21 protein-coding genes and 3 tRNA genes are annotated in these 24,840 nt (G+C 37.7%); 14 read left to right on the top strand and 10 right to left on the bottom strand.

The window, feature by feature from the left end; translation table 11 throughout:
* Window positions 1-317: 317 nt before the first annotated feature.
* The 5 genes from ACG9ZL_RS09765 to pyrC form a co-directional block, all read right to left on the bottom strand.
* Window positions 318-393, bottom strand: a tRNA-Glu gene (locus ACG9ZL_RS09765).
* 673 nt (window positions 394-1,066) lie between these two features.
* Window positions 1,067-2,494 (bottom strand): amino acid permease, encoded by a 1,428-nt coding sequence (locus ACG9ZL_RS09760; RefSeq protein WP_419359882.1) that lies wholly within the window; start codon window positions 2,492-2,494, stop codon window positions 1,067-1,069.
* 162 nt (window positions 2,495-2,656) lie between these two features.
* Window positions 2,657-2,732, bottom strand: a tRNA-Glu gene (locus ACG9ZL_RS09755).
* Window positions 2,733-2,752: 20 nt separating this feature from the next.
* Window positions 2,753-3,412, bottom strand: a complete 660-nt coding sequence (rnt, locus tag ACG9ZL_RS09750) for a ribonuclease T (protein ID WP_336952678.1) — start codon at window positions 3,410-3,412, stop codon at window positions 2,753-2,755.
* Window positions 3,397-4,431: a dihydroorotase gene (gene pyrC / locus ACG9ZL_RS09745; RefSeq protein ID WP_419359880.1), complete on the bottom strand. Its 1,035-nt coding sequence runs from the start codon at window positions 4,429-4,431 to the stop codon at window positions 3,397-3,399. Before pyrC ends, rnt begins: the two co-directional genes overlap by 16 nt.
* Window positions 4,432-4,954: 523 nt before the next feature.
* Between pyrC and ACG9ZL_RS09740 the strand changes: the two genes are divergently transcribed.
* From ACG9ZL_RS09740 to ACG9ZL_RS09730, 3 genes are all read left to right on the top strand, one after another.
* Window positions 4,955-5,986, top strand: a complete 1,032-nt coding sequence (locus ACG9ZL_RS09740) for a L,D-transpeptidase family protein (protein ID WP_336952675.1) — start codon at window positions 4,955-4,957, stop codon at window positions 5,984-5,986.
* 164 nt (window positions 5,987-6,150) lie between these two features.
* Complete coding sequence (locus tag ACG9ZL_RS09735) at window positions 6,151-6,732, top strand: DUF4112 domain-containing protein (protein WP_419359878.1); 582 nt, start codon at window positions 6,151-6,153, stop codon at window positions 6,730-6,732.
* 53 nt (window positions 6,733-6,785) lie between these two features.
* Window positions 6,786-7,139 carry a bleomycin resistance protein gene (locus tag ACG9ZL_RS09730; protein ID WP_419329032.1) on the top strand — a complete coding sequence of 118 codons (354 nt, stop codon included), beginning with the start codon at window positions 6,786-6,788 and terminating at the stop codon, window positions 7,137-7,139.
* Window positions 7,140-7,306: 167 nt separating this feature from the next.
* Here ACG9ZL_RS09730 and htpX read toward each other — a convergent pair whose 3' ends face one another.
* Together htpX and ACG9ZL_RS09720 are read right to left on the bottom strand one after the other, a co-directional pair.
* The gene (gene htpX, locus ACG9ZL_RS09725) at window positions 7,307-8,212 is read right to left on the bottom strand and encodes a protease HtpX (RefSeq protein WP_336952671.1); all 906 of its coding nucleotides are present in this window, start codon (window positions 8,210-8,212) and stop codon (window positions 7,307-7,309) included.
* Between the two features lie 309 nt (window positions 8,213-8,521).
* Window positions 8,522-9,355, bottom strand: a complete 834-nt coding sequence (locus ACG9ZL_RS09720; protein ID WP_419359876.1) for a lytic transglycosylase domain-containing protein — start codon at window positions 9,353-9,355, stop codon at window positions 8,522-8,524.
* A 539-nt stretch (window positions 9,356-9,894) separates the two neighbouring features.
* Between ACG9ZL_RS09720 and ttcA the strand changes: the two genes are divergently transcribed.
* Both ttcA and ACG9ZL_RS09710 read left to right on the top strand, forming a co-directional pair.
* Window positions 9,895-10,803 (top strand): tRNA 2-thiocytidine(32) synthetase TtcA, encoded by a 909-nt coding sequence (ttcA, locus tag ACG9ZL_RS09715; protein ID WP_004722379.1) that lies wholly within the window; start codon window positions 9,895-9,897, stop codon window positions 10,801-10,803.
* A gap of 225 nt (window positions 10,804-11,028) precedes the next feature.
* Window positions 11,029-11,412 (top strand): SCP2 sterol-binding domain-containing protein, encoded by a 384-nt coding sequence (locus ACG9ZL_RS09710; RefSeq protein WP_004722377.1) that lies wholly within the window; start codon window positions 11,029-11,031, stop codon window positions 11,410-11,412.
* Window positions 11,413-11,495: 83 nt separating this feature from the next.
* Here ACG9ZL_RS09710 and ACG9ZL_RS09705 read toward each other — a convergent pair whose 3' ends face one another.
* Entirely contained in the window at window positions 11,496-12,605 is a 1,110-nt protein-coding gene (locus ACG9ZL_RS09705) for an MltF family protein (protein WP_336952668.1), read from the bottom strand.
* Window positions 12,606-13,159: 554 nt separating this feature from the next.
* On the opposite strand from ACG9ZL_RS09705, the gene greB reads away from it, so the two are divergent.
* Together greB and ACG9ZL_RS09695 are read left to right on the top strand one after the other, a co-directional pair.
* Window positions 13,160-13,633: a transcription elongation factor GreB gene (gene greB / locus ACG9ZL_RS09700; RefSeq protein WP_419329036.1), complete on the top strand. Its 474-nt coding sequence runs from the start codon at window positions 13,160-13,162 to the stop codon at window positions 13,631-13,633.
* A 111-nt stretch (window positions 13,634-13,744) separates the two neighbouring features.
* Window positions 13,745-13,834, top strand: a tRNA-Ser gene (locus tag ACG9ZL_RS09695).
* A gap of 16 nt (window positions 13,835-13,850) precedes the next feature.
* On the opposite strand, the gene ACG9ZL_RS09690 is transcribed toward ACG9ZL_RS09695, so the two are convergent.
* Window positions 13,851-15,059: a tyrosine-type recombinase/integrase gene (locus ACG9ZL_RS09690; protein WP_419359874.1), complete on the bottom strand. Its 1,209-nt coding sequence runs from the start codon at window positions 15,057-15,059 to the stop codon at window positions 13,851-13,853.
* 1,079 nt (window positions 15,060-16,138) lie between these two features.
* On the opposite strand from ACG9ZL_RS09690, the gene mobC reads away from it, so the two are divergent.
* Complete coding sequence (gene mobC, locus ACG9ZL_RS09685) at window positions 16,139-16,708, top strand: plasmid mobilization relaxosome protein MobC (RefSeq protein ID WP_419359872.1); 570 nt, start codon at window positions 16,139-16,141, stop codon at window positions 16,706-16,708.
* A gap of 38 nt (window positions 16,709-16,746) precedes the next feature.
* Complete coding sequence (locus tag ACG9ZL_RS09680) at window positions 16,747-19,176, top strand: coiled-coil domain-containing protein (RefSeq protein WP_419359870.1); 2,430 nt, start codon at window positions 16,747-16,749, stop codon at window positions 19,174-19,176.
* A 151-nt stretch (window positions 19,177-19,327) separates the two neighbouring features.
* Here the strand turns inward: ACG9ZL_RS09680 and ACG9ZL_RS09675 are convergent, their stop codons facing one another.
* Window positions 19,328-19,663, bottom strand: a complete 336-nt coding sequence (locus ACG9ZL_RS09675) for a hypothetical protein (protein ID WP_419359869.1) — start codon at window positions 19,661-19,663, stop codon at window positions 19,328-19,330.
* Between the two features lie 1,032 nt (window positions 19,664-20,695).
* Between ACG9ZL_RS09675 and ACG9ZL_RS09670 the strand changes: the two genes are divergently transcribed.
* From ACG9ZL_RS09670 to ACG9ZL_RS09650, 5 genes are all read left to right on the top strand, one after another.
* Window positions 20,696-21,304 carry a hypothetical protein gene (locus tag ACG9ZL_RS09670; RefSeq protein ID WP_419359867.1) on the top strand — a complete coding sequence of 203 codons (609 nt, stop codon included), beginning with the start codon at window positions 20,696-20,698 and terminating at the stop codon, window positions 21,302-21,304.
* 27 nt (window positions 21,305-21,331) lie between these two features.
* Window positions 21,332-22,918 carry a CAP domain-containing protein gene (locus tag ACG9ZL_RS09665; protein WP_419359865.1) on the top strand — a complete coding sequence of 529 codons (1,587 nt, stop codon included), beginning with the start codon at window positions 21,332-21,334 and terminating at the stop codon, window positions 22,916-22,918.
* 14 nt (window positions 22,919-22,932) lie between these two features.
* On the top strand, window positions 22,933-24,171 hold the full coding sequence (locus ACG9ZL_RS09660) for a tetratricopeptide repeat protein (RefSeq protein WP_419359863.1): 1,239 nt from the start codon (window positions 22,933-22,935) through the stop codon (window positions 24,169-24,171).
* A 91-nt stretch (window positions 24,172-24,262) separates the two neighbouring features.
* On the top strand, window positions 24,263-24,433 hold the full coding sequence (locus ACG9ZL_RS09655; RefSeq protein ID WP_198114713.1) for a hypothetical protein: 171 nt from the start codon (window positions 24,263-24,265) through the stop codon (window positions 24,431-24,433).
* A gap of 153 nt (window positions 24,434-24,586) precedes the next feature.
* Window positions 24,587-24,763: a hemagglutinin repeat-containing protein gene (locus ACG9ZL_RS09650; protein WP_419359862.1), complete on the top strand. Its 177-nt coding sequence runs from the start codon at window positions 24,587-24,589 to the stop codon at window positions 24,761-24,763.
* Window positions 24,764-24,840 lie beyond the last annotated feature (77 nt).

Raw genomic sequence — 24,840 nt, 5'->3', positions numbered from 1 at the left:
AAACAAGAAGCGCGCTATTTTAGCCCAATTCATAAATAGTGCAATGATTGAGTGCTGCTAATGCTCAATAAGCAATACTATAAATCGTAGTGAGTTTATTTTTTTGATAAATAGTTTTTTAAATCAATTATTTATATATAACTCTATGCTGGTTATTTTAAATTAAAAATCCAGATTATTGTTGAAAAAACAATCTTTTAAATATGAGAGAGCGGTAGTTTTTAAATGCTTTAAAATACGATAGATATAAAAAAGCCTGAGTCGCATTGCTCAGGCTTTTCTTACGAGAAAGTTTTATATAAAAACAATCTCAAATATGGCGACCCTACGGGGATTCGAACCCCGGTTACCGCCGTGAAAGGGCGATGTCCTAGGCCTCTAGACGATAGGGTCGTGATGAGGTGATGCGTATATTAAGGATAAAAGACTTTTTTGTCAAAATGGATTTAGCGAAAAAACGTCTAACTGATGAATCTATAAGCGAATCATTAGGTATTTGTTTTTAATTTAACCATAAAGCTATTTTTGTTTTTAGAAGAATCCAGATCAAATAAAAAACTGCATTATTTATATATGGATCACTTAAAAATTATGTTGCAGATTAAAAGCCTAAAATACATTCAACCTGTCAAAAAACTTAGCCACAAGAATATAATTTCTCTTAATTAATATCTTAAATTAAATCAATAATGTAGAAAACAAATTGTTTGATTGTAAAAACCTTAAACTACTACACCTTATATTCAAAGTTTAAATACCTTTGCGTAGGCGATACCTGACTTTTCGTAGGAATTGCCAAACCTTGCGCTGCAAACAAAACAGTGCTTTATTTTTGCTTATGTTGGGCGAGGGGGAGGTTCTGGTACCCCCGCATTCTCACACACAACGGGCGACATCTCTGTCACCCACATTAGGATCACCATCTATGATTCAAAAGTACCAATAGTGAATTGATAACCAACAGTTTCAAAAGTTACTAGGAAAACATAAGCTTCATTTATGATTAATGACTTGATAGCAGAAAAATCCATACGGATACGGGTTGATCAGTTATCTATCCTAATGGTTAGTTTTTCTGATGATAAAGCCAGTAATAAGTTGCGTAACACGCTGCCATAAACACTAAGCAGCCAATAAAGCCAGAAAGCATTTCAGGGTCTGCCACCATACTTAAGCCAGTTGCAGTACAGGTAATAAAGCCAAGAATCGGCACGACAGGATACCACGGGGTTTTAAATTTTAAATCGGCCAATGTTTTACCGCTAGCAAGCCATTTACGTCGGAAATTAAACTGACTCCAACAAATACTCATCCACACGATAACCATGGTAAATGCAGCCACCCCGAGTAAATTTTTAAAGATGACATCTGCACCAAATTGTTCTGACAGTAAGCCGGGTAAACCACCAATCATGGTCACAAATATTGCAACAACGGGCGTACCTGATTTGGTTAATTTGGAAAAAATTCGAGGTAATTGTTTTTGAATTGAAAGTGCCCACATCATACGAGATGCTGCATATAGGCCTGAATTAGCAGTGGATAATAACGCTGTGATGATCACAAAACGCATGATGTCTTCTGCGTAAGGAATCCCAATCAAGTTAAATACAGAAACAAAGGGGCTATTGCTGATCCCTTCACCATGCGCTGTTAAGCCAGCATCTTGATAAGGTAATAATGAACTGATGACAATGATGGTACCGACAAAGAAAATCATTAAACGCCAAACAGCAGCATGAATTGCTTTAGGTACATTTTTTTCAGGATTTTCAGTTTCACCCGCTGCAATCCCTATCATCTCGGTACCATTAAAGGCAAAATTTACAATCAGCATGGTGGCGAAAATAGGAAATAAACCATTGGGTAACCAACCATGTGCGGTTAGATTACTGAATAACGGTGCAGTTTCATGACCATGAAAGGGGATTAATCCAAATATTGCGGTTAGACCGAGTAAGATAAATACCAGTACCGTTGCGACTTTAACAAAAGACAGCCAAAACTCTGACTCTGCAAAAAAGCGTGTTGAGGTTAGGTTGGAAATTAGGACTGCCCCAATAAAGACCAAGGTCCATAACCAGATTGAGGTTGTTGGAAACCATTCCTGCATCAGCATGGCTGCTGCTGTAAATTCAGTCCCCAAGGTAGCAGACCAGCCAAGCCAGTACATCCACGACACCATGTAGCCTGTGCCTGGTCCAATATTTTTAGCTGCAAAAGCACCAAAAGACCCAGTCACAGGTTGATTAACGGCAAGCTCACCTAAGCACAGCATCACCATATAGGCAATTAAACCCCCAATAATATAGGCTATCACTGCTCCAATCGGCCCAGCTTGTGCTATCACTTCACCTGAACTCAAAAATAAGCCGGTACCAATCGCACCACCTAATGACAACATGATCAGGTGGCGTTTGGTCATGGATCTTTTTAAGACAATAGTTTGCCCATCAGCGACAGTGTGCTGATTCGATTGATCAGGTGATTGCATATTTGATGTCATTGAACTTTAAAGAGATATTTTAAATTAAAATGCCAAAATTGACAAAATAAAATAACCCATCAACTTCTAAAGTCTAAAGAAGAGGGATGAAATAAAATAACTGAATCAAGAGGATCAAAACAAGAGAAAGAAATTATAAGAATAATTAGATGGCGACCCTACGGGGATTCGAACCCCGGTTACCGCCGTGAAAGGGCGATGTCCTAGGCCTCTAGACGATAGGGTCGTTTAGAAGATGGCGATATCTTATTGATCCGCCACCAAATTGTCAAGTAAGTGAGGTGCGAGTTTGTTCAAAATATAACAAAACAGTTCAGCCGTCTTTTGAGTATCGTACAAGGCCGAGTGTGCCTCTTTACCATCGAACTCAATTCCAGCTTGAATACATGATTTAGCTAAAACAGTTTGACCAAACATCACCGCACTTAAAGTCACAGTATCAAATACAGAAAAACTATGAAAAGGGTTCTGATTTTTCGTGCCAGTTCGTGCAATTGCTGCTCTTAGAAAGCCCAAATCAAAGTGGGCATTGTGTCCGACTAAGACAGCATGGGTACAATGTTGCTGACGACGTACTTCATTGACGGCTTTGAAAATACGTTTTAATGCTGTTTTCTCATCTTCAGCCATTGCCATACGCATTGGATTAAATGGATCTACACCAATAAAATCCAAAGAGCGACGATCTAAATTTGCGCCTTCAAAAGGATTGATATGAGCATGATGTGCTTCACCTGGAACAAATTTTCCTTCAGCATCATACACAATGGGGATGCATGCGATTTCAAGCAATGCATCGGTATCTGCATTAAAACCTGCTGTTTCAACGTCAACCACAACGGGTAAAAAACCACGAAAGCGTTGTCCAATCACAGGTAATGTTTCAGTTGTCACACCTTTCTCCATTGGATGGTTTTTCCAGCATAAAGTGGAATAATGTGTTCACCATCCAAATAATCTAAACTTTCAGGGATTACCTGATCTTCTTTCACAAGGGTAATCTTATTTGTGTTGCGAGGCAAACCATAGAAGTCTGCACCAAACATACTGGCAAAACCTTCTAGACGTTCAATTTTGTTGACTTGATCAAAAGCCTGAGCATAAAGCTCAATTGCTGTAGGTGCACTATAGCAACCTGCACAACCACATGCATTTTCTTTGGCATTTTTAGAATGCGGCGCACTGTCAGTACCTAAGAAAAACTTAGGGCTGCCGCTTGTAGCAACTTCAAGTAAAGTTTGTTGATGGGTTTGACGCTTTAAAATCGGTAAACAATAAAAGTGCGGTTTTATACCACCGACCAACATATCATTACGATTGAACAGTAAATGTTGTGGTGTGATCGTCGCAGCAACATTACGATCTTGTTCAAGCACAAAATGTGCAGCTTCACTGGTGGTAATATGTTCTAACACCAATTTTAATTTCGGAAATTGTTTAAGTAGCGGTGAAAGTACTTCGTCTAAAAAGCGTTTTTCACGGTCAAAAATATCCACATGTTGATGGGTGACTTCACCATGTAATAGTAATGGCACTTGATGTTCTTCAAGTTGTTCAATGACTGCATAGACCTTGCGAATGTCACTGACACCATTATCCGAGTTAGTTGTTGCGCCCGCAGGATAGAGTTTAATTGCATTGACAAATTGGGATTCTTTGATTTTGCGAACTTCATCTGGAGAAGTATGGTCGGTAAAATACAGCACCATGCGTGGGTCAAAATCATTCCCCTCTGGTACATGTGCCATAATACGCTCACGATAAGCATTCGCTTCATCTACAGTTTTCACAGGTGGAACGAGGTTCGGCATACAAATCGCACGGGCAAATTGTTTGGCTAGATCTGGAACTGTACGTTTTAAGGCAAGACCATCACGCAGGTGGGCATGCCAGTCATCTGGCTGAAGCAAAGTGATCGTATTCAAGGCAATTCTTACTGACAAATAAATGAGATGATAATCTATAACACTTTAAAATGATAACAGCTATTTCTAATCAATAATTCAAATTAAATGATTAAAAACAAATCTAAAGCTTATATTTTGTTCGGATTGGTCATGTAGGTGTCATGATTGGGTGCTCATGCTTAGCAGAAAATCTACAACTGTATAACATGGCAATGATTTTCAATTGCTTATTTTGAATTTATTTTAAAATTACAGTTTTTAAATGATGAAATAGTCAAAATGTACTATTGCATATTTTTCTTAAAAAATGATAATAAAGTCATACAAAGATAAACTTCGAACATACATAATTTTCATTTTATGAATAAACACGCTATTGACCTTATACAATTGTGTTTAAAGCCTTGAGAATATAAATGATCCACTCAAGGTGGTGTGACGTCGCTTTTATTGTCTGAGATCAGTATACTATGTATATGTAATACAATAGTTTATTAGATAAGTACATCAATTATAATATTGAGTTAATAGAGAGCTTTATATGGGCAAGTTTCTGCCAAACCTGATTTGCATCATGTGTCTTGTGGGTTTAAATATTCAAAGTCAAATTTTTGCCAAACAAAATGTTAAAGCTGATAAAAGTCAAGAAGCGATAAAAGCGGACTTAAAACAAGATTGGTCAGTCAATAGTATCAATACCGCCAATTGGTCTGAAAATATTGGCAGAGGACAATTCCCCGTTTATGCACGTGCGCAAGTGATGCTCAATAATTTACATGCTTCACCTGGGCCAATCGACGGTAAAAGTGGCAAGAACTTTTTAAAAGCACTTGCCGCATATCAACAGATTAAAAGTTTACCAATTAGTGGTGAACTGGATAAACAGACGTGGGACAGTTTGTTAAAAAATCAAAAAACTGCAGCATTTGGAACTTATCAAATTACGGCAGAGGATATTAAAGGGCCTTATGCAAAAGCAATTCCGCGAAATTATGCGCAACAAGCAAAAATGCCGGGTCTGTATTACACCCGTGTGAGTGAAATGTTAGGTGAAAAGTTTCATATTGATGAAGACTTTCTTAAACAACTCAATCCAAAAGCTAACTTTAAAAAAGTAGGCGAAACCATCAATGTACCGATCGTACGCAATGATTTGCCTGAGGGTGTGGCCCTAATTATTGCGCATAAACCTGCTCGACAACTTTATTTGTATAATAGTGCCAATCAGATGATTGCATCTTTTCCTGCCACAATTGGTGGTTCTGGTACACCATCCCCAAAAGGGACGCATAAGGTCATTAAAGTTGCCGCAAACCCTGTCTATGGTTATAACCCGAAAAACTTTGTTCAAGGGAGTAACCGTCAAAAGCTGGCATTACCGCCTGGCCCCAATGGCCCTGTTGGCAATATGTGGATTGCTTTAAGTAAACCGACATTTGGTATTCATGGTACGCCGAATCCCTCATTAATTTCAAAGACCGCTTCTCATGGTTGTATTCGTTTGACCAATTGGGATGCCAATGATTTAGGCCGCAAGGTTCAACCGGGGACAGTGGTTAAGTTCTTAGATTAATCTGGTTGTATCTCTGAAAAAAGCTGAGTACTTTAAAACAGTGCTCAGTTTTTTATTGCGCAGATAAAATTTTGCTGCTGTAAATATTAAACTTATACACAACATACTGAATTTATTGGGTATGATCAATTTAACTTAATCATGTCAAAAAAATTGAAATCTTTATGGGTACAGAAAAAAAATTATCTACTCAAGAAGTCATTAAACTTGAACGAGATTTGGCTAAATTTGCCAATATGATGGATTCGGTGGTGCGCATTCCATTTACCAAACAAGGGGTGGGGGCTGATGCTGCACTCAGTACCATACCCATCGCTGGTGATATTGCAGGCTTTGTATTGACTTGTTATGCAGTTTATAAAGCTAAACAGATTGGTGTGCCTCAAGCAAAACTCAATGGCGTGTTAAAATTGGCTGTGATTGATGGGGTTGTGGGATGTATACCCATCGCTGGAACCTTATTCGATATTTTTATTCGGCCCAGTCGTAAAGCTTTAGATGTTGTACATGACCATATTCAAGAAGAATATCAGATTTATAGCGACGATCATGTAGTTCACCCATTTTTACACGAGAAGCTGGAACAAAAGCAACAGCAATCTGCATTTTGGCGTAACCCTGTTATTGCTTGGATTTGGATTCATATTCCCGATATTTTAGGCTTGATTGTTTTGATCCTGATTGGACTTGCAATGTGGTTTGGCGTAAATATGATATGGGATTGGTATCAAAGCTATCGTGCTTAAATTCCAACAGTGAACTGATTTGAAAATGTAGATATTAAAATACAGAGGTGATCATGCAAGATTATATTTCAGCAAACCTTCCTTCTATTGATTTTGATCATACTCGTAAATTTTATGCATTTTTAGGCTTTCAGTGTGATTATCAGTCTGCACAATGGATGATCTTAAGCAAAGACAGTTTGCTTGTTGAGTTTTTTCACCACCCCAATCTGAATCCAAAAGAATCATGGTTTAGTGCTTGCTTAAGGACCCATGTCCTACCAGATTTGTTTCATTATTGGCAAGGCTTAGATTGGGCACAATTCCCAGAAGCAAAAATAACTGAAATTCAGTATCTCGGAGAAATTGATATGTTTTGTGTAGTTGATCCGAATGGTAGTTTAATTCGTTGCATCCAATTAGATTAATTCCTTCAGTTGTTATAGTTATTGGTATTTAAAGAAAGATAGGTAGATAGAAATTGTGCGGTAAATAGCGGACAAGCAAAATTAAAATATGATGTAAATAAACAGAGCCTCCATATTGGAGGCTCTGTTTTTCTATCGATCACTACAATTTAGCGATAGCGTATAGATTAAGGTAAATTAAGTTGACGTAAAGCGGCAACACGTTGCTCGATGCTTGGGTGAGTTTGGAATAAAGCTGCCAAACTGAAACCTTGCTCTTTACCTTCTGCGATAGCAAAAGCTTTCATTTCTTTCGGCATTTGATCTGGCATTTCAGATTCAGCCTGTAGACGCAATAAAGCGGAAATCATGGCTTCTTTACCTGCAAGTTGAGCACCAGCTTCATCTGCACGGTATTCACGATAGCGAGAGAACCACATCACGATTGCCGAAGCCAATATACCGAAAACGATATCAAGCACGATGGTAATTGCAAAATAAGCAAGTCCTGGTGCTTCACCGTCTTGACGGCCAAAGACGTTTCGGTCAATAAAATCACCAACCACACGGGCAAAGAACATTACAAAGGCGTTCACTACACCTTGAATAAGGGATAAAGTGACCATGTCGCCATTGGCAACGTGACCAATCTCATGCGCAAGTACGGCACGCAATTCATCTTTGTTCATGCGTTCCAGTAAACCTGATGAAACCGATACAAGCGCATCGTTTTTATTCCAACCTGTGGCAAACGCATTCGACTGATAAGATGGGAAAATACCAACATCTGGCATTTGAATACCAGCACGTTGTGAAAGTTGAGCAACCTCTTGTAATAACCAAACTTCGGCTTGGTTACGAGGAGCATTCGGGTCAATTAATTCAGTACCTGTGGTTTTTAACGCCATCCATTTGGACATAAAGAGGGAGATTAAAGAACCTACCATACCAAACACTAAACAGATGACCATCAGGTTGCCTAATTTAAGACCGCCAGCGCCGTGGTAACTACCAACACCTAATAATGATAGGATAATGCCAGCTACAACCAGTACCGCGAGGTTGGTTAGCAAAAACAAACCAATCCGCATCATGGAGAGAATCCTCTTATAAATAATAAATAATATGATGTATTAAAATAAATCATGAAATTCAATATGAGGTTTAGATGACTAAAATTCAAGAATAATGATAAAAATCGATCTGATAAAAAATGAGAAAATAAAATGAAATGGATAGTGGATAAGAAATTTATAAAAAAAAATAGACAAGATAAAAAAAGATTCTCGGTATTAGAGAAAACATTATTTTTTTAGCAATTTGTTGAAAATATGTAATTGCATAAATTACATACTTATTTAAGATATAAACAAACTCTATTTTGGAAATAAAGTCTGATTTTATCAGTTGCCAATAGTGATTTGTGCTGTCGCACTGGCATGCGCTGTTGAATAAGAACCCGCAGGTGCATCCGTGTATGTTCCATCAGAGGCAATAATAATCGGTCGAGAACTATATTTAACCTGTTGAATAGGTGAAGTGTTGCTGATTTGTTGTACGGTTTCAGGTTGATTTGATTGTGCAATGATTTGCCCAGCACCCGTTGAAGTGTCGATATTATTTGCAGTTAAATTTAACCCGCCAGCATATAGGTTATTTAAACGACTGGTCACACGTTTGACATAGTCTTGGGTTTCACGGAAGGGTGGAATACCACCGTATTTATCCACATTACCCTCACCAGCATTATAAGCAGCTAAAGCTAAACTGGTATTTCCATTAAATCGTTTCATTAACCAACTGAGATATTTGGCACCACCAAAAATATTCTGCTGTGGATCATAAGAGTTTGACACATTGAAGCGACGTGCTGTTGCAGGCATAAGTTGCATTAAACCTTGCGCACCAACAGGGGAACGTGCATTGGTATTAAAACCGGACTCAGTATGCATCACTGCTTTGATTAAGCCTTCTGAAACACCATGTGTCTGTGCAGCTTGACGGATAATACTGTCAAATGAGTTTTTACTTTTACTATAACTTGGCAGTACTGCGGATTCTGTGCTTCCCCAGTTGCTATAACTGTGAATATTACTGTCTTTATAATAAGTCACTTTGACTTTTTGCAGTGAGCGATCTGGGTTCTTCCGATTGGTGAGTAGCGTTGTACCATTTTGGTCTTTGTAGAAATAAATTTGGCCTGCAAAACTTTGCGATGTAAATGAAGCGAAGCTCATACATCCTAACATTGACACTAACGAACCCGTAATTAATTTTTTCATTTTAGTAGTAATTAAAATATTTCCCCAATTTTTGGGAGTTTAACAAAGTTATTGAACAAGAAAAACAATGAATTGAGTTTTAACAATACAATTGCAAAAAAGCAAGTGCTATTTGTTGGCATATTAATCAAAAAAAATTTTATATTTTTTTTAAAATATATTTATTGACTATATTAAGCATTTGAAAAATATACATAAAATTTAGTGGTTAAAAAATGATCAATCTAAAGAGAATGCCCATCATTGCGTGAGAAAACTTTGTCAAGCCCCAAACAATCCACAATTTTATCCACAGGTTTTGTGGAAAACTGTGGAAAAGTCCAAAAGATAAGCACTTCGGCTAAAAAATGAACTGAGCCGTCTATTTTAAATGTGGAAATACGACAGGAAGATGACCAGATAAAAATAGATGCAAAATAAAAAAATCTTTAGATGCGGTTGACGTTCAAATCAGATAAAATTGCCCAGTATTTTTTAATGGGTTTATCTCGTCTATGTACTCGCCAGTTGAGTCCGAACAAGGATTTAATTTTAAACCAGAGCTTCCAACAAGTTCAGCTTATTATCGTCTTTTGAAAAAACTTCGTCGTCAAGTCGGCCATGCAATTCGTGACTTTAAAATGATTGAGGAAGGCGATAAGGTAATGGTCTGTGTTTCTGGTGGGAAAGACAGTTACACCTTGCTTGATATTTTGTTGCAATTTAAACGTATTGCACCGATCAACTTTGATGTTGTCGCAGTGAACTTGGATCAAAAGCAACCTGGTTTTCCTGAAGATGTGTTACCGAAATATTTGGAAGAAAACAATATTCCTTATTATATTTTGGAAAAAGACACCTATAGCATCACCAAGCGTTTGACCCCAGAAGGTAAAACCTATTGTGCAGTGTGTTCACGTTTACGCCGTGGTTCACTCTACGGTTTTGCGCAAGAGATTGGTGCGACCAAAGTGGCATTGGGTCATCATCGCGATGATATCATTGCAACGTTCTTCTTGAATCTATTCCATGGTGGTAGCTTAAAAGCGATGCCACCAAAATTACTGTCTTCGGATAAAAAGAACATTTTGATTCGTCCTTTGGCTTATGTCGAAGAAAAAGACATCATCAAATATGCTGAAATTCGTAAATTCCCGATTATTCCATGTAACTTATGTGGTTCTCAGGAAAACTTACAACGTGCCATGTTAAACGACATGCTACGTGGTTGGGATAAACAATATCCAAAACGTTTGCACAGCATTTTTGGTGCATTGCAGAATGTTTCACCATCTCAATTGGCTGACCGTGATTTATTTGATTTCGAAAAATTGGATGAAGAACGTGAATTCGATATGAAATGTGATACGGAAGAAATGAAAAAACGTTTAGATGTTGTAAATCTTAGTTTTGCAGCAGATTGATCTTTTTTGCCAATTAAATGAACGAATCGGGCATTCATATTGAGATGAGTGCCTGATTTAAAAAAATAAAACGATAAAACCGATAAAACATGAACAGTCCGTACAAAAAACTTTAGCCCAAATTGAAATTATCATGCTATAACATTGGGCAAGCAAAACTGCTTCAACCTGATGTTGTCTGGATAGATAACACAATAAATTGAATAAATAATTTGAGGAATGAACATGCCTGCATTTTTAACTGATGATTGGTTTGCAAATGTTGAAAAATTAACTGCTGAAGCAGGTGATTTAAACTTACCACCAGCACTTTCAGGTTTAGCAATTAATTTGGTTGTTGCAGATGCAGATGGCAACACTGAGCTTGCTTTAGACGGCGGAAAAATCGTCAAAGGTAGTTCTGCAAATGCGAAAACAACATTGAACATGGATGCTGAAACGCTTCGTAAAGTATTCTTAGAATTTGATATGGCTGCTGCTATGCAAGCATTTATGACAGGCAAAATCAAGGTTCAAGGTGATATGTCTCAATTGATGGCTTTACAAACAGCGAAGCCAAGCCAAGAGCAAAAAGATTTATTTAAGAAAGTATTAGAGCAAACAGCTTAATCCTTTTAAAATAAAAAAGCTTACCCAAGAGTAAGCTTTTTTATTGCCTGATTTTTACAAATCCAATCTATTTAATATACAGATTAAATTTCTAATAATCGAGGTGTGGTTTTAATGTGTTCTAAATAAGCCCGAATACGTGTGACATACTGTACTGCTTGCTTATAACGACCATTACTTGCTTGATTACGTGTCAAATAATTATAAAGATTCATCCAGTCATTAGGATCTTTACCTTGTGCTTTGATACGCTTTTGAATACCTTCAACCGCACCAGGACCCATATTGTATGCAACCAACGCATACCAATGACGATCTGGATTACGAATATAAGAATAACGACTCAACATCATATCAAAATATCTTGCGCCGCCTTGGATACTCTGAGCGGGGTCACTACGATTACTTACACCCATTTCTTTGGCTGTAGTATTGGTCAACATCATCAAACCACGGACACCTGTGGGAGAAACAGAGTCTGGTTTTAAATATGATTCTTGATAACCAATTGCAGCAAGTAGGTGCCAATCTAAGCCATATTGCTGCGCAGAGCGCTTAAAGCTGGCTTTATAAATCGGTAGACGAGAACTTAGGTCACGTTGGATCACGTTCCAATCGTCCTTCTTGACAACATTACGATTATAAAATGAGGCAAGTTGCTGAGTTGAACCATTTTGTTTGCTTTGGCAAATGAAACCACTTGCTGTTGCTGTTAATGGGTCTTCAGCTTGTTTAAATACCCAATTCAATTCTGGGTTTAAACCATTACTTTTTAAACTGTTGAAATCACCACAGCTTGCTGAAAATGAGGTTAAACGTTCTGCTTCAATTGTCTGCATATTTGCAGTGGTAATCGCAAAATTAGCTTTACCTTGAGCAACCATTTTCAATGCTGTTGCATTGTCTGAAACCGTTTTAAACTCAAGTTTAACATTTAAACTTTCAGCATAGTTATGGGCTAAGTCATAGCCGAAGCCATGCTTATAGTCTCCATCCTTAAACACGATGCTTGGATTGGAAACTGCAACTACAGTTAATTTACTCGAATTAACTACAGCATTGTATTGATTGTTCTTACTCGCATTAATGCTAAAAGGAATTAATGCAGTGGTTAAAACTAATGTTTTGATTGGCAGCGCACGAAAAAATGAGTTAAGGCTAAGCCTCGACCCAGAGGTTGAACTACTGTGCATGTTGTCTCCGCTACAAGTAATTTATTGCCCTAAAAAGTTATAAGCACAAAAACACCTAAAAACTTTTTATAGTTGGTAAATTCAATAAGGGTGGGCAGTCATGAACGTCATTCAAAAAATGACATGTGGGATAGAAAGATTTTGCAGAAAAACTACAAAATTAAAAAAATAAACTCATAAAACATGTGCGCATAATATAGGCGGTTTTTAGATCTGTCAAATTTTGTATGAAAAATGATCAATTTTAAATATTTAAGATTATGATTTTTAAAGGAATATTTTTTTAATAATTACGTGGATTTTAAAGCTGAAATAGCTTGTCAAAAACTGTAAGGAAATGTTCCAAAGCTAAGTTAAGATTTACCACTTTTAAAACGTTTTTCTGTTGAATTTTATGTGCGAATTTAAATAGGAAAAAAAGGATTTTATCCCTTTTTAAACCTTAAAATGCAAGATTTTTAATCTGACATTTTTACTGTATTGGTTGTAGACTATAAAAACATTTTTTCAAAAATAAGTATCAAGTGCATATATATTGTGAATGGTTTTAAATCATGAAATCAAATTTAATTACCCGTTCAGGGCATGATCTGTTGGTTGCTGAGTTACAACATCTTTGGCGAGAAGAACGACCTGAAATTACTAAGAAAGTAACATGGGCTGCAAGTCTAGGTGACCGTTCTGAGAATGCTGATTACCAGTATAATAAACAGCTACTTCGAAAAATTGATCGTCGAGTACGTTATTTGGGTAAGCGGCTAGAAGAATTACGTATTATCGATTTTTCTCCAGAGCAAGCAGGCAAAGTGTATTTTGGGGCATGGGTTGAAATTGAAAATGATGATGGTGAACAGAAAACCATACGTATTGTCGGGGTAGATGAGATTTATGATCATCATCCACAACATGTATCAATTGACTCACCGATGGCAAGAGCTTTGCTTTCAAAACAAGTGGATGATGATGTTGAAGTCGTAACACCTTTAGGGAAAAAACGTTGGTATATCAATTCAATTCGTTATGAGTAGCTTGAATATTCATCAAATCAGTAAAAATTGACTTTATTTTGTACACTTGATTGAAGAAATACTGAAAAAGATTTGCCAAGTCGCAATTTTATTTATATGATAGCCGCCATTGGAAGCGTGGCAGAGCGGTTTAATGCACCGGTCTTGAAAACCGACGAGGGTGTGAGTCCTCCGTGAGTTCGAATCTCACCGCTTCCGCCAAATATCTTAAAGGGAATCAAATACATAGTTTGATTCCCTTTTTCTTTGGCACAATTTTGGCACTATTCGAAATTTTAGCGATCTCTTCTTTGTTCTTATCCGAGTTAATCCACTTCGCATAACGCTTCATGAGCATCACCAAACTATGACCCAGCTGTGAAGCCACATAGACCGGATTAAGTCCATTCATTAAGCATACAGTCGCATAAGTATGACGAGTGTTATAGGCAGGGCGGTAGCGTATGCCGTTCGCTTTCAATGCAGCCACAAACTTTTCACTCAATGATTTTTGCGTAGTAAATTCCTCACCAGTCTCATCACAAATAAATACATGCTCGTATTTGAGATAAGTTAGTAATCTGAGTTGTTGGAATGCTTCAAATGCAAAATCATTCAAATCTACAAATCGGGCCTTATTGGTTTTAGTGGTTTCCTGCTGAACGCCGTTCACACGACCTTTATTGATGTGAATCTGCTTATTCAAAAAATCTACATCCTGCCAAGTGAGCGCGATAATTTCTGATGGACGGCAACCTGTCCAAAATGCCACCACAAAATACCAATACACAGTCGGATAGTCTGCAAGATATTTCTCTCTTACCCAGTTCAGTATTCTTTCTCGTTCAATCTCATTAAATGGATCAGGTTCAGTTTCCTGCGTTTTCTGATTCTTTAATCGGTCACATGGGTTCTTATCAATAATTTCATCATCGTGCGCTAGTTCGAATGCGCCACGTAATGGAATCAAAGCATCATTTCGAGTCTTCGCTGAAGACCATTCACGTCCATTCACCGCACTACGCAACATTTGGCTGGTGATCGTATTAATTGGCATGTCAGCAAATAATGGCATCCACAGCCGTTCCAAAATGGAAAGATATTTTTTCTTGGTACCGTGCTTATGGTCAGCTAGGTTGTAGAGGTATTCTTGGGCATACTGAGCAAAAGTAGGACCTCGTGACGCTGGCAATGTTTCTTGCACAGCGTCAGCTTTTTTGATGGGTTTGACAGTAACCGCTTCGATATCTTCAATCTTTAAGATTCCGTACTTGGCCTTAGTTACAAAATCTTCTCTAATCTTAGCCGCCTTACTGAAGTTGGCTGGTGTATCTGCGAGGTCGAGGGTGAACCACTCACGTTTACCGTTCCATTTAAAATTAATCTGTACTTTTCCCGATCTTGCTCTTGTGCCTTTTGGTAGACCTGAGCTGCTTGTTCGACCCATCTGTTATAACCTTTTAAGCTATATAAAATTTTTCGATCAGATACTTTTACCCATACTTTTCCCTCATCCCATTGTGGACGTAGATTTTTTAGGTTCGAGATCTGTTCGCCCGTCAATTCACAAAACTTTTCCGCAGTGACCCAGTCAACGAGTTCAAAATGTTTATTCATTGTTGAACCTCCGCAGTCTTATCCGAAAGTCTTGCTACATTTTTTGTATATCTAATAATGAATTTTATTAGATAAAGATCTTTAATCATTTTGACCTCTTCAATTTTTAATTCAGTTGAAGAAAGCCTTGTTGTCTTAAAACCCTGATTTTGGTAATTAGGATCTGAAGAATAAAACAAGTTTCTATAATTTGAAAGCTAGCATATTTTTTTATATAAAAATGATTTTGGTGTAAAAGATCAAAAAAAAGGTTTATTTCCTAAACTGGTTATATGTTTATTATAATAGTAATTAATCTTTTGTATGATCGAGGTTGCTTTTAAAATTTGAAATTTGGGTTTTAAACTTTAGGGTGATTGGTTTTTAATATTTAAAGGTCGTTTTTTATTTTTAGATAAATATTTCATTGGATTAAGATTAATTTATATTGAATTTTAATGCATGGTTTGTCTCTGTGGGATTATTTTTTACTAATTTTATAGATTTTTTATTGTTGAGATAATTTATTTAATATTTTTTTAAATAAGTTTATGTTTTTGAATTATATTTTATAATTATTTTCTTTGGATGTTTATCCTTTGGTAAGGTTTTTTTAGTTATTCTTTGATGACTATCATACTCTTAATATTTATCAAGTTTAATATAACATTTAATAGTCTAAAGTACATTAAATATGATTTTAACCGGACGAGCCAGATTACCCATGTCCGTACAAAATCACAACAAAAGTTGTGGTTTTCTACGAATGGGATCTGGTTGGCTTGCAGCCAAACCGCTACTTTTAATAGGCGAGCTATTTAGAATTTTTAGAGTAACTATTTATTCTAATTTAAAATTATTTTCAAAAACACTTTTTTTATTTTAAAAAATATTATAGCTTAAAAATAGATTGATGGTTTTGGTGTGATTATGATTGATGCAAATGTTATTGTGAAGTCAAAAAGATTAAGTAGGCTTGAATTACGTTTAAATGATGGTGAGTTAGAGTTAATTAAAAATTCAGCAAAGATATTAAATAAAAACACAAGTGATTTTATTCGGTTTAGCGTAAGCTATTATATTCAAAATATCTTGAATGTTGATCAATCAGCAATTCGTGAATCGCATGTCGTTGCCAAGCAAGTATCCCGTCGTGGAGTGGAAGAAGATAGCGAAAGCATTGCATTCCAACTTGCAAAAATTGGCAATAATCTCAATCAGATTACCCGTGCAGTTCACATTAGCAACAAAATCGGAAAGCCAGTTGACTTGCTTCGAACTTACTTACTGGTCGAAGACTATTTAAAAAAAATTTATCAGCTTTATCCACTTCCTTCACCTCCGTCACAGCATCGTTCTGATGAAACTGTTCAGCGCCGACATCAGCATATTGAACAAAAATATCTCGCCGATTTATTGCGACAAATGCAAGTCGTTGGAGATGGTGAACTTGAATCAGTTTTAGATGCTGATCTTTCTGATGACCATATAGAAATTTAATTTTATTTACTTTTTTATTTTAAACGGGAGAGCGGGGCATGTTGATTAAGATGTTGAGGCATGGAACGGGCAGTGCAGCACGTGCAGCGAGCTATGTGCTCGATGAAAAAGATCACATGAATATTGTCCGTCCGCATGTCGAAGTGCTCTGCGGTGACCCACATCTCTTTGCAAAAATTGCAGATAGTTCTCCTTTCAAACATAAATATACGTCTGCCGTGATTGCTTTTGCTGAAGAAGATCAACCTACTAACATTGAAATAAAAGATGTCTTAAAACAGTTCGAAGCATTGGCTTTTAGTGGTCTCGAGTCTGATCAATATCATTTGACGGCTGTTTTACATCAGGAACTAAACGGTTCAAAACATGTTCATATTCTTGTCCCTCGGCTTGAACTCAGGTCAGGAAAAGCAATGAATATCGCACCTCCCGGCAATTTCCAAAAGCATTTTCATACCTTGCAAGACAAGTTGAATTTTGAATACGGTTGGGCAGATCCGAATGATCCAGAGCGTGCAAGATTTACAAAAAAAGGTTATGAGACATATTTGCAAGCTGCGCTGAAAAAGATTGGAAAAGATCGAGAGAATTATAAACAGTACATTGAAAACACTTATTTACAGCTTTTATCAATATCGTTGAAACAACAAGAAAAAAAACATGCTCAAGTAATTCCGTCCGAACTTTTAGTCAGAAACCGTGATGACTTTATGCAGTTCGTATTAACGAACAAGCTGGCAAGTGAAGTAGTCAAAATTCGAGAAAAACAGTTCAGCCTAGTTCCACCGTTTGGCAAGAAACCTATCTATTTTCAAGGAGAAGTCTATGAAAGACAATTCAACATCGAAAAATGTTCAAGAACAATTCGAGAGCGTATCAAATCTCTTGAACAAGTTCGAACAGCAGATCGAGAACGTGGAAACGATGAGCAGCGAACAGTTAATCAGATTTCAAAATACACTCGAACGCCTAGTGCACAACTTCGAGATCGAGCAGAACAAGCTTTACAAGGAGCTCGACAAGCAAGAGCAGATTACAACAGACAGCGTTATGCGACTGTTACAACACCAGAAGAACGAGACCCAGATTTTAATCGAAGGATTGAAATCATATCGAGGAGACTTGAAGCAGAATATCAGCAATATTCAAATGACGCTGTTATCGCATCTCAACGAAATCGATCAGATCATGCAAAAGCATCTTCAGCAGAGCAAAGTCCAACTACAACAAACGATCGAAGACAATCAGAATCTGATCAAAACCCAGATTCAGAACAATACTCAGGAAGTCTCACAAATATTAGAAGACCAGAAGGAACAGTTGCAACAGCAAGTAGATCAGGCATTAACTCAGTCGATCACTTACAACCCGAAATTGATTCTAAAAATGTTCATTCTCATGGCGCTTGGAATGTGGCTGCTGAATATTTTAACAATATTACCCGTGAACTATTATTTCACACAGCCGATCTTAACCAAAAACCAGACCGAAATTTTGACGGACGGCAGGGGCAATCGTTTCCGAGCAATTACTTCTCCGAAATGGATCGATTGCAATACTCTGAATTTGAACAAAAAAATGGTTCATCCGACGGAACCGAATATTCATCTGACATTTCCATGCATCGTGGAGAAATAAGTCATGAAAGAACAGCAACAAACGACTATTCAACACCACAACGGCAGCGACACACAGCAGATGATTTTGGATTTACTCGAACAAATGAGTTTAGCTTTGACGCCATCCTCGCTGAGTACTATGCAAGGCTTGCAAGAAAACGTCGAGAAGATGAAAAAAAGGCTCAGCGTGATCGAGCATTACGAGCAGAACAACAGAGACGACATGAACAAGATCTTGAAAATCTTAGGCTTCAGCAGTCCGTCAGACTTGAGCCAAGCCGAAATCAATCTATTTCAGAATATTGGATTGATGATCAAAGAGTTACAATCGAGGCAGGAAAAATTAGAACAGTTAGAGCAACAACAGCACTTACAGCATCAGAAAGAGCAGCGACTTCAAGAACAGAGCATGATATGCGCAACACAGATCAACAAACTACAGCTCTTAACAACCAGCTTGATCAAGCGCTTGGATGGTCTAGAGAACCAGGAGATGAATTTGAAAAATTTACAATCGCAATACCAGCAACAAATCAAGAATTTAAACGAGATGATGCTGAATTGCACTCAGAATATGAACAGTTTAAACAACATATGCGTCGACTTAGAGAACAAGCAGACGCAGATCAAGAGCATGCAGCATCAATGCAACAACAATACCAACTCGATCGAGAGCATTCAGCAGAACTTACGGCAACAATACTGCAACTTGCAAAGCTCGTTGAAGAAGTTGTCAGGTTGATGATGAGCTTAATTGCTGCCATGCTGGGGCAGCAATATAACATTCAACGTCAACCACAAGTTGAAGCTAAGCAACAGAAATCAAATGACTCTGGTCCTGAATTTTAAGCAACCACTTTTAAAAATAAGACTTTTATTATCTTTAGCGTTGCTACTGTCACTGATTACATTCAACGTTATTTCTGTTTAATCGATAATAACGCAGTCGATTTATATAGTGCACAGTAGCAAGCTAAAAATTCATCAATAATTATGTGAGTTAAATAGAACGGATTCCCAAAACACGTTGTGCTCGTTCAAGCATCTTTTGACGTTGGTGTGTTCGGAATGCCCACAATGAAGACAAATTATTATTTTGATTGAGTTTGGCAACTTCGAAAATTTGCTTATCAGTCATTTCATACATACACTGACGAATGATTTGATGTGCTTGTTCGAGCTCGTTGAGTAAGGAATTTGCAGTATCAACCGCAATATAAAGATTTGCCAATGTTTGGCGTTGCGGATTTGAAATAGATTTGCCAAGTTCAACAATAAGTTGAGAAGCTTGTTTTTTAGTGGTGCAAGTGTTTGCACCATGAAGAATTGCGTTCATAGTCATTTCTCAGTGATAAGTTTAAATACTTACCACCATCACTTTCCTACGGTGATGGTGGCAGCTTAACAAGGGTAGGAAATACCGATCACTGAGTTCGGCCAGCATAAGGCTGCCCTGTCAAGCTGCCAAAACGACTGCTAAACAGTAGGCAAAAAAATAGCCGCTAGTGCGACATTTTATTTTGCACTCAGTGATATTATCAGGTTTCCTACGCCTGAACACAGATTTTGCTGTGTGATTCTAGAGTAACTGGGTATACCTTAGCCTGTCAACGATCCAATATGATCTTTTTACATATCTTAACATTAAATAATTGATTGATTATCCTGAAGAAATATTGAATTTCTGACGGCTGGAAAACTGTTTGTCTAAAGTATCTGCTGATGGATATGTCAGCCTAATATTTATTCTTATACATATTTTAGGCTTATCCATAAAATCAAAATAGCCACCTTGATGCGCTGAATTTTACTTAAGTAAAATTCAGCCACTTAACTTTCTCCGTCCGAGTTGATTGTCCAGATTTTAATATTTGAAAAATTGACTAAAGCGCTGGATAAAATTAATATGGGCTCGCTGGCCTACATTGCCAGTCGGTTTTGACAGACCGTTGATCCAGCACAGAAAATAGCCTGTCTATTTTTTGTGGACCTTCTCGTCCCCCTTTTATCTTTATGGTAGGACAGAAGGGGGACACCTTCGGGTGTGCTGGTTCCTTGGATCCCAGTCTGTCAACCCTCTTTTGTTCTGCCACCATTATTTGACAGTGATATGGCAGAACTTCTTAAGATTCAAGGAGCTTTACATGTTGTATCTATCTTTTCTCATTTGTGCCTCACTACCTGTTCAACCTTGTTGTGCTTTTCAACGGGGACCAGACGGCTAACTATTATTATTCGTCTGTATTAAAAAACTTTTAACAAGAACAATCCAACGGTGGATCGCTAAATCACGCCTATAAAAAATAGACCTTTTTATATTTATATCCGCTGGTGATTGTGAATTGCATTGAACATGCGGGGAACAACCATGTCTGAATTAACCAAACCTAAAATCATTCCAATCGAAAACCGTCCTCAGAAATCCAAACTATTTTTAAAATGTGTGGTGGCACCGATAGTGATCTTTCTCATTGTCGCCAAAATCTTTTCCTTTGGTGCTTTCGGCTATATCTTCTTTGGCTTTGACCTATTCTGGTTTGTGATCATTTACTACCTCTATCAATACGGAAATACTTACTTTGACGGGATGACCGAACAACTGAAACGTCAGGGTGAAAGCTTTAATTATCAAAATCGTGGTGTCTGGATTAACAGCCTGGACAAAACCATCATCCTGTTTGATCAGCCTGATCAACGTCTCGTCAAATATCCTTTTAACTACATTACTTCTGTGGGTCATTACAATTTGGTTGAAGATCACTTTAGAACCACGACTACCGTAATCAGTAACCCAATGATGGGAACTCATGTTAATCAACAAGTCCATCGGACACCGATGAAACGAGAGTTTCAAGTCAATATCGGAACACGGGATCAATTTAAACCAAATTACAGCCTTAAAGTGCTGTTTCCTTGGCGTAGCCCAAAAATGGCCAGTGAAATCCGTCAATTATTATCGGCTGATCATTATCAATAACAATATATAAATACTAGGCAGTTAATCATGATGATTTCAAAATCATTTATACCATCAGTTCTGATGATGGCAATCAGCACCGTAATGGTTGGATGTGGTGGCGGTAGTTCGGGTGGAGATTCCAGTTCATCCAATGGCAGTGGAGCGGGTAATCCAGATAATGGCAATACAATCCCTAAGCCTGTGACCTGTGCTGAAAGCCAATATCTGGAAGAGGGCACATGTAAAAATAAGGTAGTACAAAATATCCAGTCACTCCCATTGAGTAACCTGATCCAAGGTCAAAGCTATCCATTATCGCTGCAAACAGATCAAGGTCTGGCAGTAACTTTTAGCAGTAATACACCCAACATCTGTAGTGTAAGTAGCAAAGAACTCAAAGCGCTTAAAGTTGGACAGTGTACTCTGGCACTGACACAGGCAGGGACATCAAAAGTTCTACCATTGAATAGCAGCATGACCATCAATGTGACTTGTGCGGCTGAGCAATATTTAGAAAATAATGCGTGCGTGAATAAGCTTAAGCAAACTATTACCCCGCTAAAAATAAAATACGTTCTGACGGAGAGTGTGTATTCACTGGATACTGAATCCAGTGCCAAATTGCCTGTGTCCATTAGTAGCCTGTCTTCAGCAACCTGTACTTATTCTAATGGTGAACTTAAAGGGATTGATGCAGGGATATGTACCCTTAAACTCACCCAAGAGGGGGATGCTAAAACACTGGCAGCAGAGAGTAAGATTATCAGTTTTGATGTGTTTAAAGCCTCATCTATGAGCGAGGCACCCAATATCAATAACTGTTATGCAGGCAAGCTCAGTGCAAAGTTTAGAAATGAATTCTTAAATGAATTCAATATTGTTCGTGCCTTGCATGGATTACCAAGTGTGAGTTATGACGATGCCCGTGAAGATGAGATGATGCAGACGGCGTTGATTCTTGCGGCCAATAACATCTTGACCCATTACCCTGAAGCGAACACAAACTGCTATTCCGATATTGGTGCGGTGGGTGCAAGAACCAGTAGCCTAGAAATGGGGGGAAGACAGAATAAATATGACTATTCACCTGCCGAAAGCATTACCAATATGGTGCATGACAAATTAAACCTGTTTGCGGGAGATGTAGGACATCGGCTCTGGATGCTCAATCCATTCTTACAAAAATCGGCGTATGGTTCAGTCAATGCACCCTCGTTTAAGGATACCCGATTCCCTTATGTGGTCGGGACGTCTTACAAAGTGGTTTATCCCTTTAATGATGCAACGACTGCACCACTCGGTGTGATTGCCTACCCCTATCACAACTATCCAGCCAAATATTATATGGCAGGTTCCATCCTCTCTATTTCCATTTTAACCGATCAAAAGAATTTTTTTGCTAATCGAAATGTGGACTACGCCAAAGCCACTGTTGTTGTCACAGAACGAAGTAGTGGAGCTAAACAGAAGATCAGCAATATCCGCTATGAAAATATCGGGGTTCCCAACCATATCCAGTTTAACTTTGACAATTTGAAATTGAACGTGATCTACGACGTCCAACTCAGCAGTGTCTTGGTAAATGGTCAGCCTAAAGAATATTCGTACTGGTTTAAAGTCGATGACAAATAAAGGATAGAAATCAAATGAAAAAATTAATACTCCATCTTGTTGTCACTACCAGTATGGTAGTGACCAGTTCATCGGTATTTGCTGAAACCAAGAAAGTGAACTTGTCGGCAGGGTTGAACTATGTTCTGTCACAAGTCGTAACCAAAGGAGATAACAATCTAAGTAACCATAATATGGGGATGCTTTATTACTTAGGTAAAAATGGCGTATCCAAAGATCATAAAAAAGCGGCTGAATGGTTTTCTAAGGCAGCAGCGAATGATTTTGCTCCTTCACAGTACGCATTAGCAGTCATGTATCTTAATGGGGATGGTGTACCACAGGATGCAGAAAAGGGCGTTACCTTGTTGCAAAGTGCTGCACGGCAGGGACAACCTGAAGCGGTCAAGTTATATAATACATTGCAGGCTAAAGCACAGCAGCTCAATGCTATTCAAACGCCATCAGTACAAACAGCCACAACAGCCATTAAATATTATGATACATCCAAGCTTGAACCTAAAAACTTTAAGCAGGTGGTACTTCCTAACCTAAGTACAGATACCGTTGCTCGAAGTTTTTATAAAGTAACATCATCCAGAGAAAGAGGAAAAGATGATTACTGGGGAAGTGGCAAATACTACTATGTTAATAAGCCTAGCGACTTGGATGATCTCACTGATGCTGTAATCAGTATCGCGCCTATTATTACTTACCAGAATATGCAGGGAGAAGCCCGTTATTTAGTCCCTGTCGAAGTGACTTTAGCAATCGAAGGGAGGATAGAAACTTCACATGCTACACGAGGCACTTTGGAATTATATCTCTTTAAAAAATTGGACAATGGACAATTCCAAATGGTTTCAAAAACAGCCCAAGGGGGAGTTGAAAGTATTGAGGGATATGGTCGAACCTCATGGAACGCCCAAGAATTTAAAAAGAACTTACAAGCTTTTGGAAACAATACACTAGGAAGCTATACCAGAGATGGTTATTACGGCAATGGTTATGGGGAAAGCGTATGGTCACTTCTTCTGTTAAATGAAGAAGGCTATATTGTTGAACAAATGTTTGAAGAAGGAAAAGTTTCGGAACAACCAGAGTATGGCTATTCTTCAGTAATCCAAGTCAACAAAAATGGACAACCATTTTATCCATTTCAGATTCATTATCAGGGAACGGATATGAATAATAAAAATCGGATGGTTAAAGTAAATAAAATTGTAATTTATCAGTATGATAGTAAGAGTAAGTTTTATTCGAAGCTGAAATAATACTCTTAAATTAAAGAAACTATATTGATGTCTATCCTCCTGTTTCTGGGTATTAGTAATTGGAGGATAATATGAGAATGAGGAAATATCAGTGACTATTAAACCAATCAGAAATGATGCTGATCTTACTAATGCTTTTATTCGTTTAGAAAGCATCTTTCAAGCAGATAAAGGTACGCCTGAAGCTGAGGAAATGGAAATTTTAGTCACACTCATTGAAGTTTATGAAGACAAATACTACCCAATCAAATGTAGATTCTGACGTGGTACTGACAAAAGAATTACTGAATGCTGCTGATCAGGTTGGTCTAACCGTAACAGACACCACCAGCTTTGATGGAACCAAAGCCTGAATGTCACCGCAGGAATAGAACATAACAGCCAAAGTAGTCATAGCAAAACCAATAGCAAAAGTATGAGTTACACCTATGGCGGTGATGGAAGTGCATCGATAGGCAAACAAACTAGCACATCAGAAAGCAATCGCCTGACTATCAAAGGCGGCGAAGTGAGCATACAGGATCGGGGCAATCTACAAGTCAGCAATATCCATGTGGTGAGCCAGCAAGATACTTCGAGTAGCAATATTTAAGTAATTCGTATATACACTGCCGTAAAACTTTAAAATAGTGTTAAATACAGGCATCAAAAATTTAAGCTTTATTTTGG

It is taken from the genome of Acinetobacter legionensis, assembly GCF_048551735.1.
In the GTDB taxonomy this organism is placed as follows: domain Bacteria; phylum Pseudomonadota; class Gammaproteobacteria; order Pseudomonadales; family Moraxellaceae; genus Acinetobacter.
This window is presented reverse-complemented; position numbering and strand designations above follow the sequence as displayed.

Excerpts from the sequence above, each read along its gene's own strand:
- greB (WP_419329036.1), top strand. The coding sequence starts at position 13,160 with ATGAAATCAAATTTAATTACCCGTTCAGGGCATGATCTGTTGGTTGCT.
- ACG9ZL_RS09720 (WP_419359876.1), bottom strand. The coding sequence starts at position 9,355 with ATGAGCTTCGCTTCATTTACATCGCAAAGTTTTGCAGGCCAAATTTAT.
- ACG9ZL_RS09740 (WP_336952675.1), top strand. The coding sequence starts at position 4,955 with ATGGGCAAGTTTCTGCCAAACCTGATTTGCATCATGTGTCTTGTGGGT.
- rnt (WP_336952678.1), bottom strand. The coding sequence starts at position 3,412 with ATGGAGAAAGGTGTGACAACTGAAACATTACCTGTGATTGGACAACGC.
- ACG9ZL_RS09760 (WP_419359882.1), bottom strand. The coding sequence starts at position 2,494 with ATGCAATCACCTGATCAATCGAATCAGCACACTGTCGCTGATGGGCAA.
- ttcA (WP_004722379.1), top strand. The coding sequence starts at position 9,895 with ATGTACTCGCCAGTTGAGTCCGAACAAGGATTTAATTTTAAACCAGAG.
- ACG9ZL_RS09705 (WP_336952668.1), bottom strand. The coding sequence starts at position 12,605 with ATGCACAGTAGTTCAACCTCTGGGTCGAGGCTTAGCCTTAACTCATTT.
- mobC (WP_419359872.1), top strand. The coding sequence starts at position 16,139 with ATGATTGATGCAAATGTTATTGTGAAGTCAAAAAGATTAAGTAGGCTT.
- ACG9ZL_RS09675 (WP_419359869.1), bottom strand. The coding sequence starts at position 19,663 with ATGAACGCAATTCTTCATGGTGCAAACACTTGCACCACTAAAAAACAA.
- ACG9ZL_RS09730 (WP_419329032.1), top strand. The coding sequence starts at position 6,786 with ATGCAAGATTATATTTCAGCAAACCTTCCTTCTATTGATTTTGATCAT.
- ACG9ZL_RS09660 (WP_419359863.1), top strand. The coding sequence starts at position 22,933 with ATGAAAAAATTAATACTCCATCTTGTTGTCACTACCAGTATGGTAGTG.
- ACG9ZL_RS09680 (WP_419359870.1), top strand. The coding sequence starts at position 16,747 with ATGTTGATTAAGATGTTGAGGCATGGAACGGGCAGTGCAGCACGTGCA.
- ACG9ZL_RS09665 (WP_419359865.1), top strand. The coding sequence starts at position 21,332 with ATGATGATTTCAAAATCATTTATACCATCAGTTCTGATGATGGCAATC.
- ACG9ZL_RS09650 (WP_419359862.1), top strand. The coding sequence starts at position 24,587 with ATGAGTTACACCTATGGCGGTGATGGAAGTGCATCGATAGGCAAACAA.
- ACG9ZL_RS09735 (WP_419359878.1), top strand. The coding sequence starts at position 6,151 with ATGGGTACAGAAAAAAAATTATCTACTCAAGAAGTCATTAAACTTGAA.
- ACG9ZL_RS09690 (WP_419359874.1), bottom strand. The coding sequence starts at position 15,059 with ATGGGTCGAACAAGCAGCTCAGGTCTACCAAAAGGCACAAGAGCAAGA.
- htpX (WP_336952671.1), bottom strand. The coding sequence starts at position 8,212 with ATGATGCGGATTGGTTTGTTTTTGCTAACCAACCTCGCGGTACTGGTT.
- ACG9ZL_RS09710 (WP_004722377.1), top strand. The coding sequence starts at position 11,029 with ATGCCTGCATTTTTAACTGATGATTGGTTTGCAAATGTTGAAAAATTA.
- ACG9ZL_RS09670 (WP_419359867.1), top strand. The coding sequence starts at position 20,696 with ATGTCTGAATTAACCAAACCTAAAATCATTCCAATCGAAAACCGTCCT.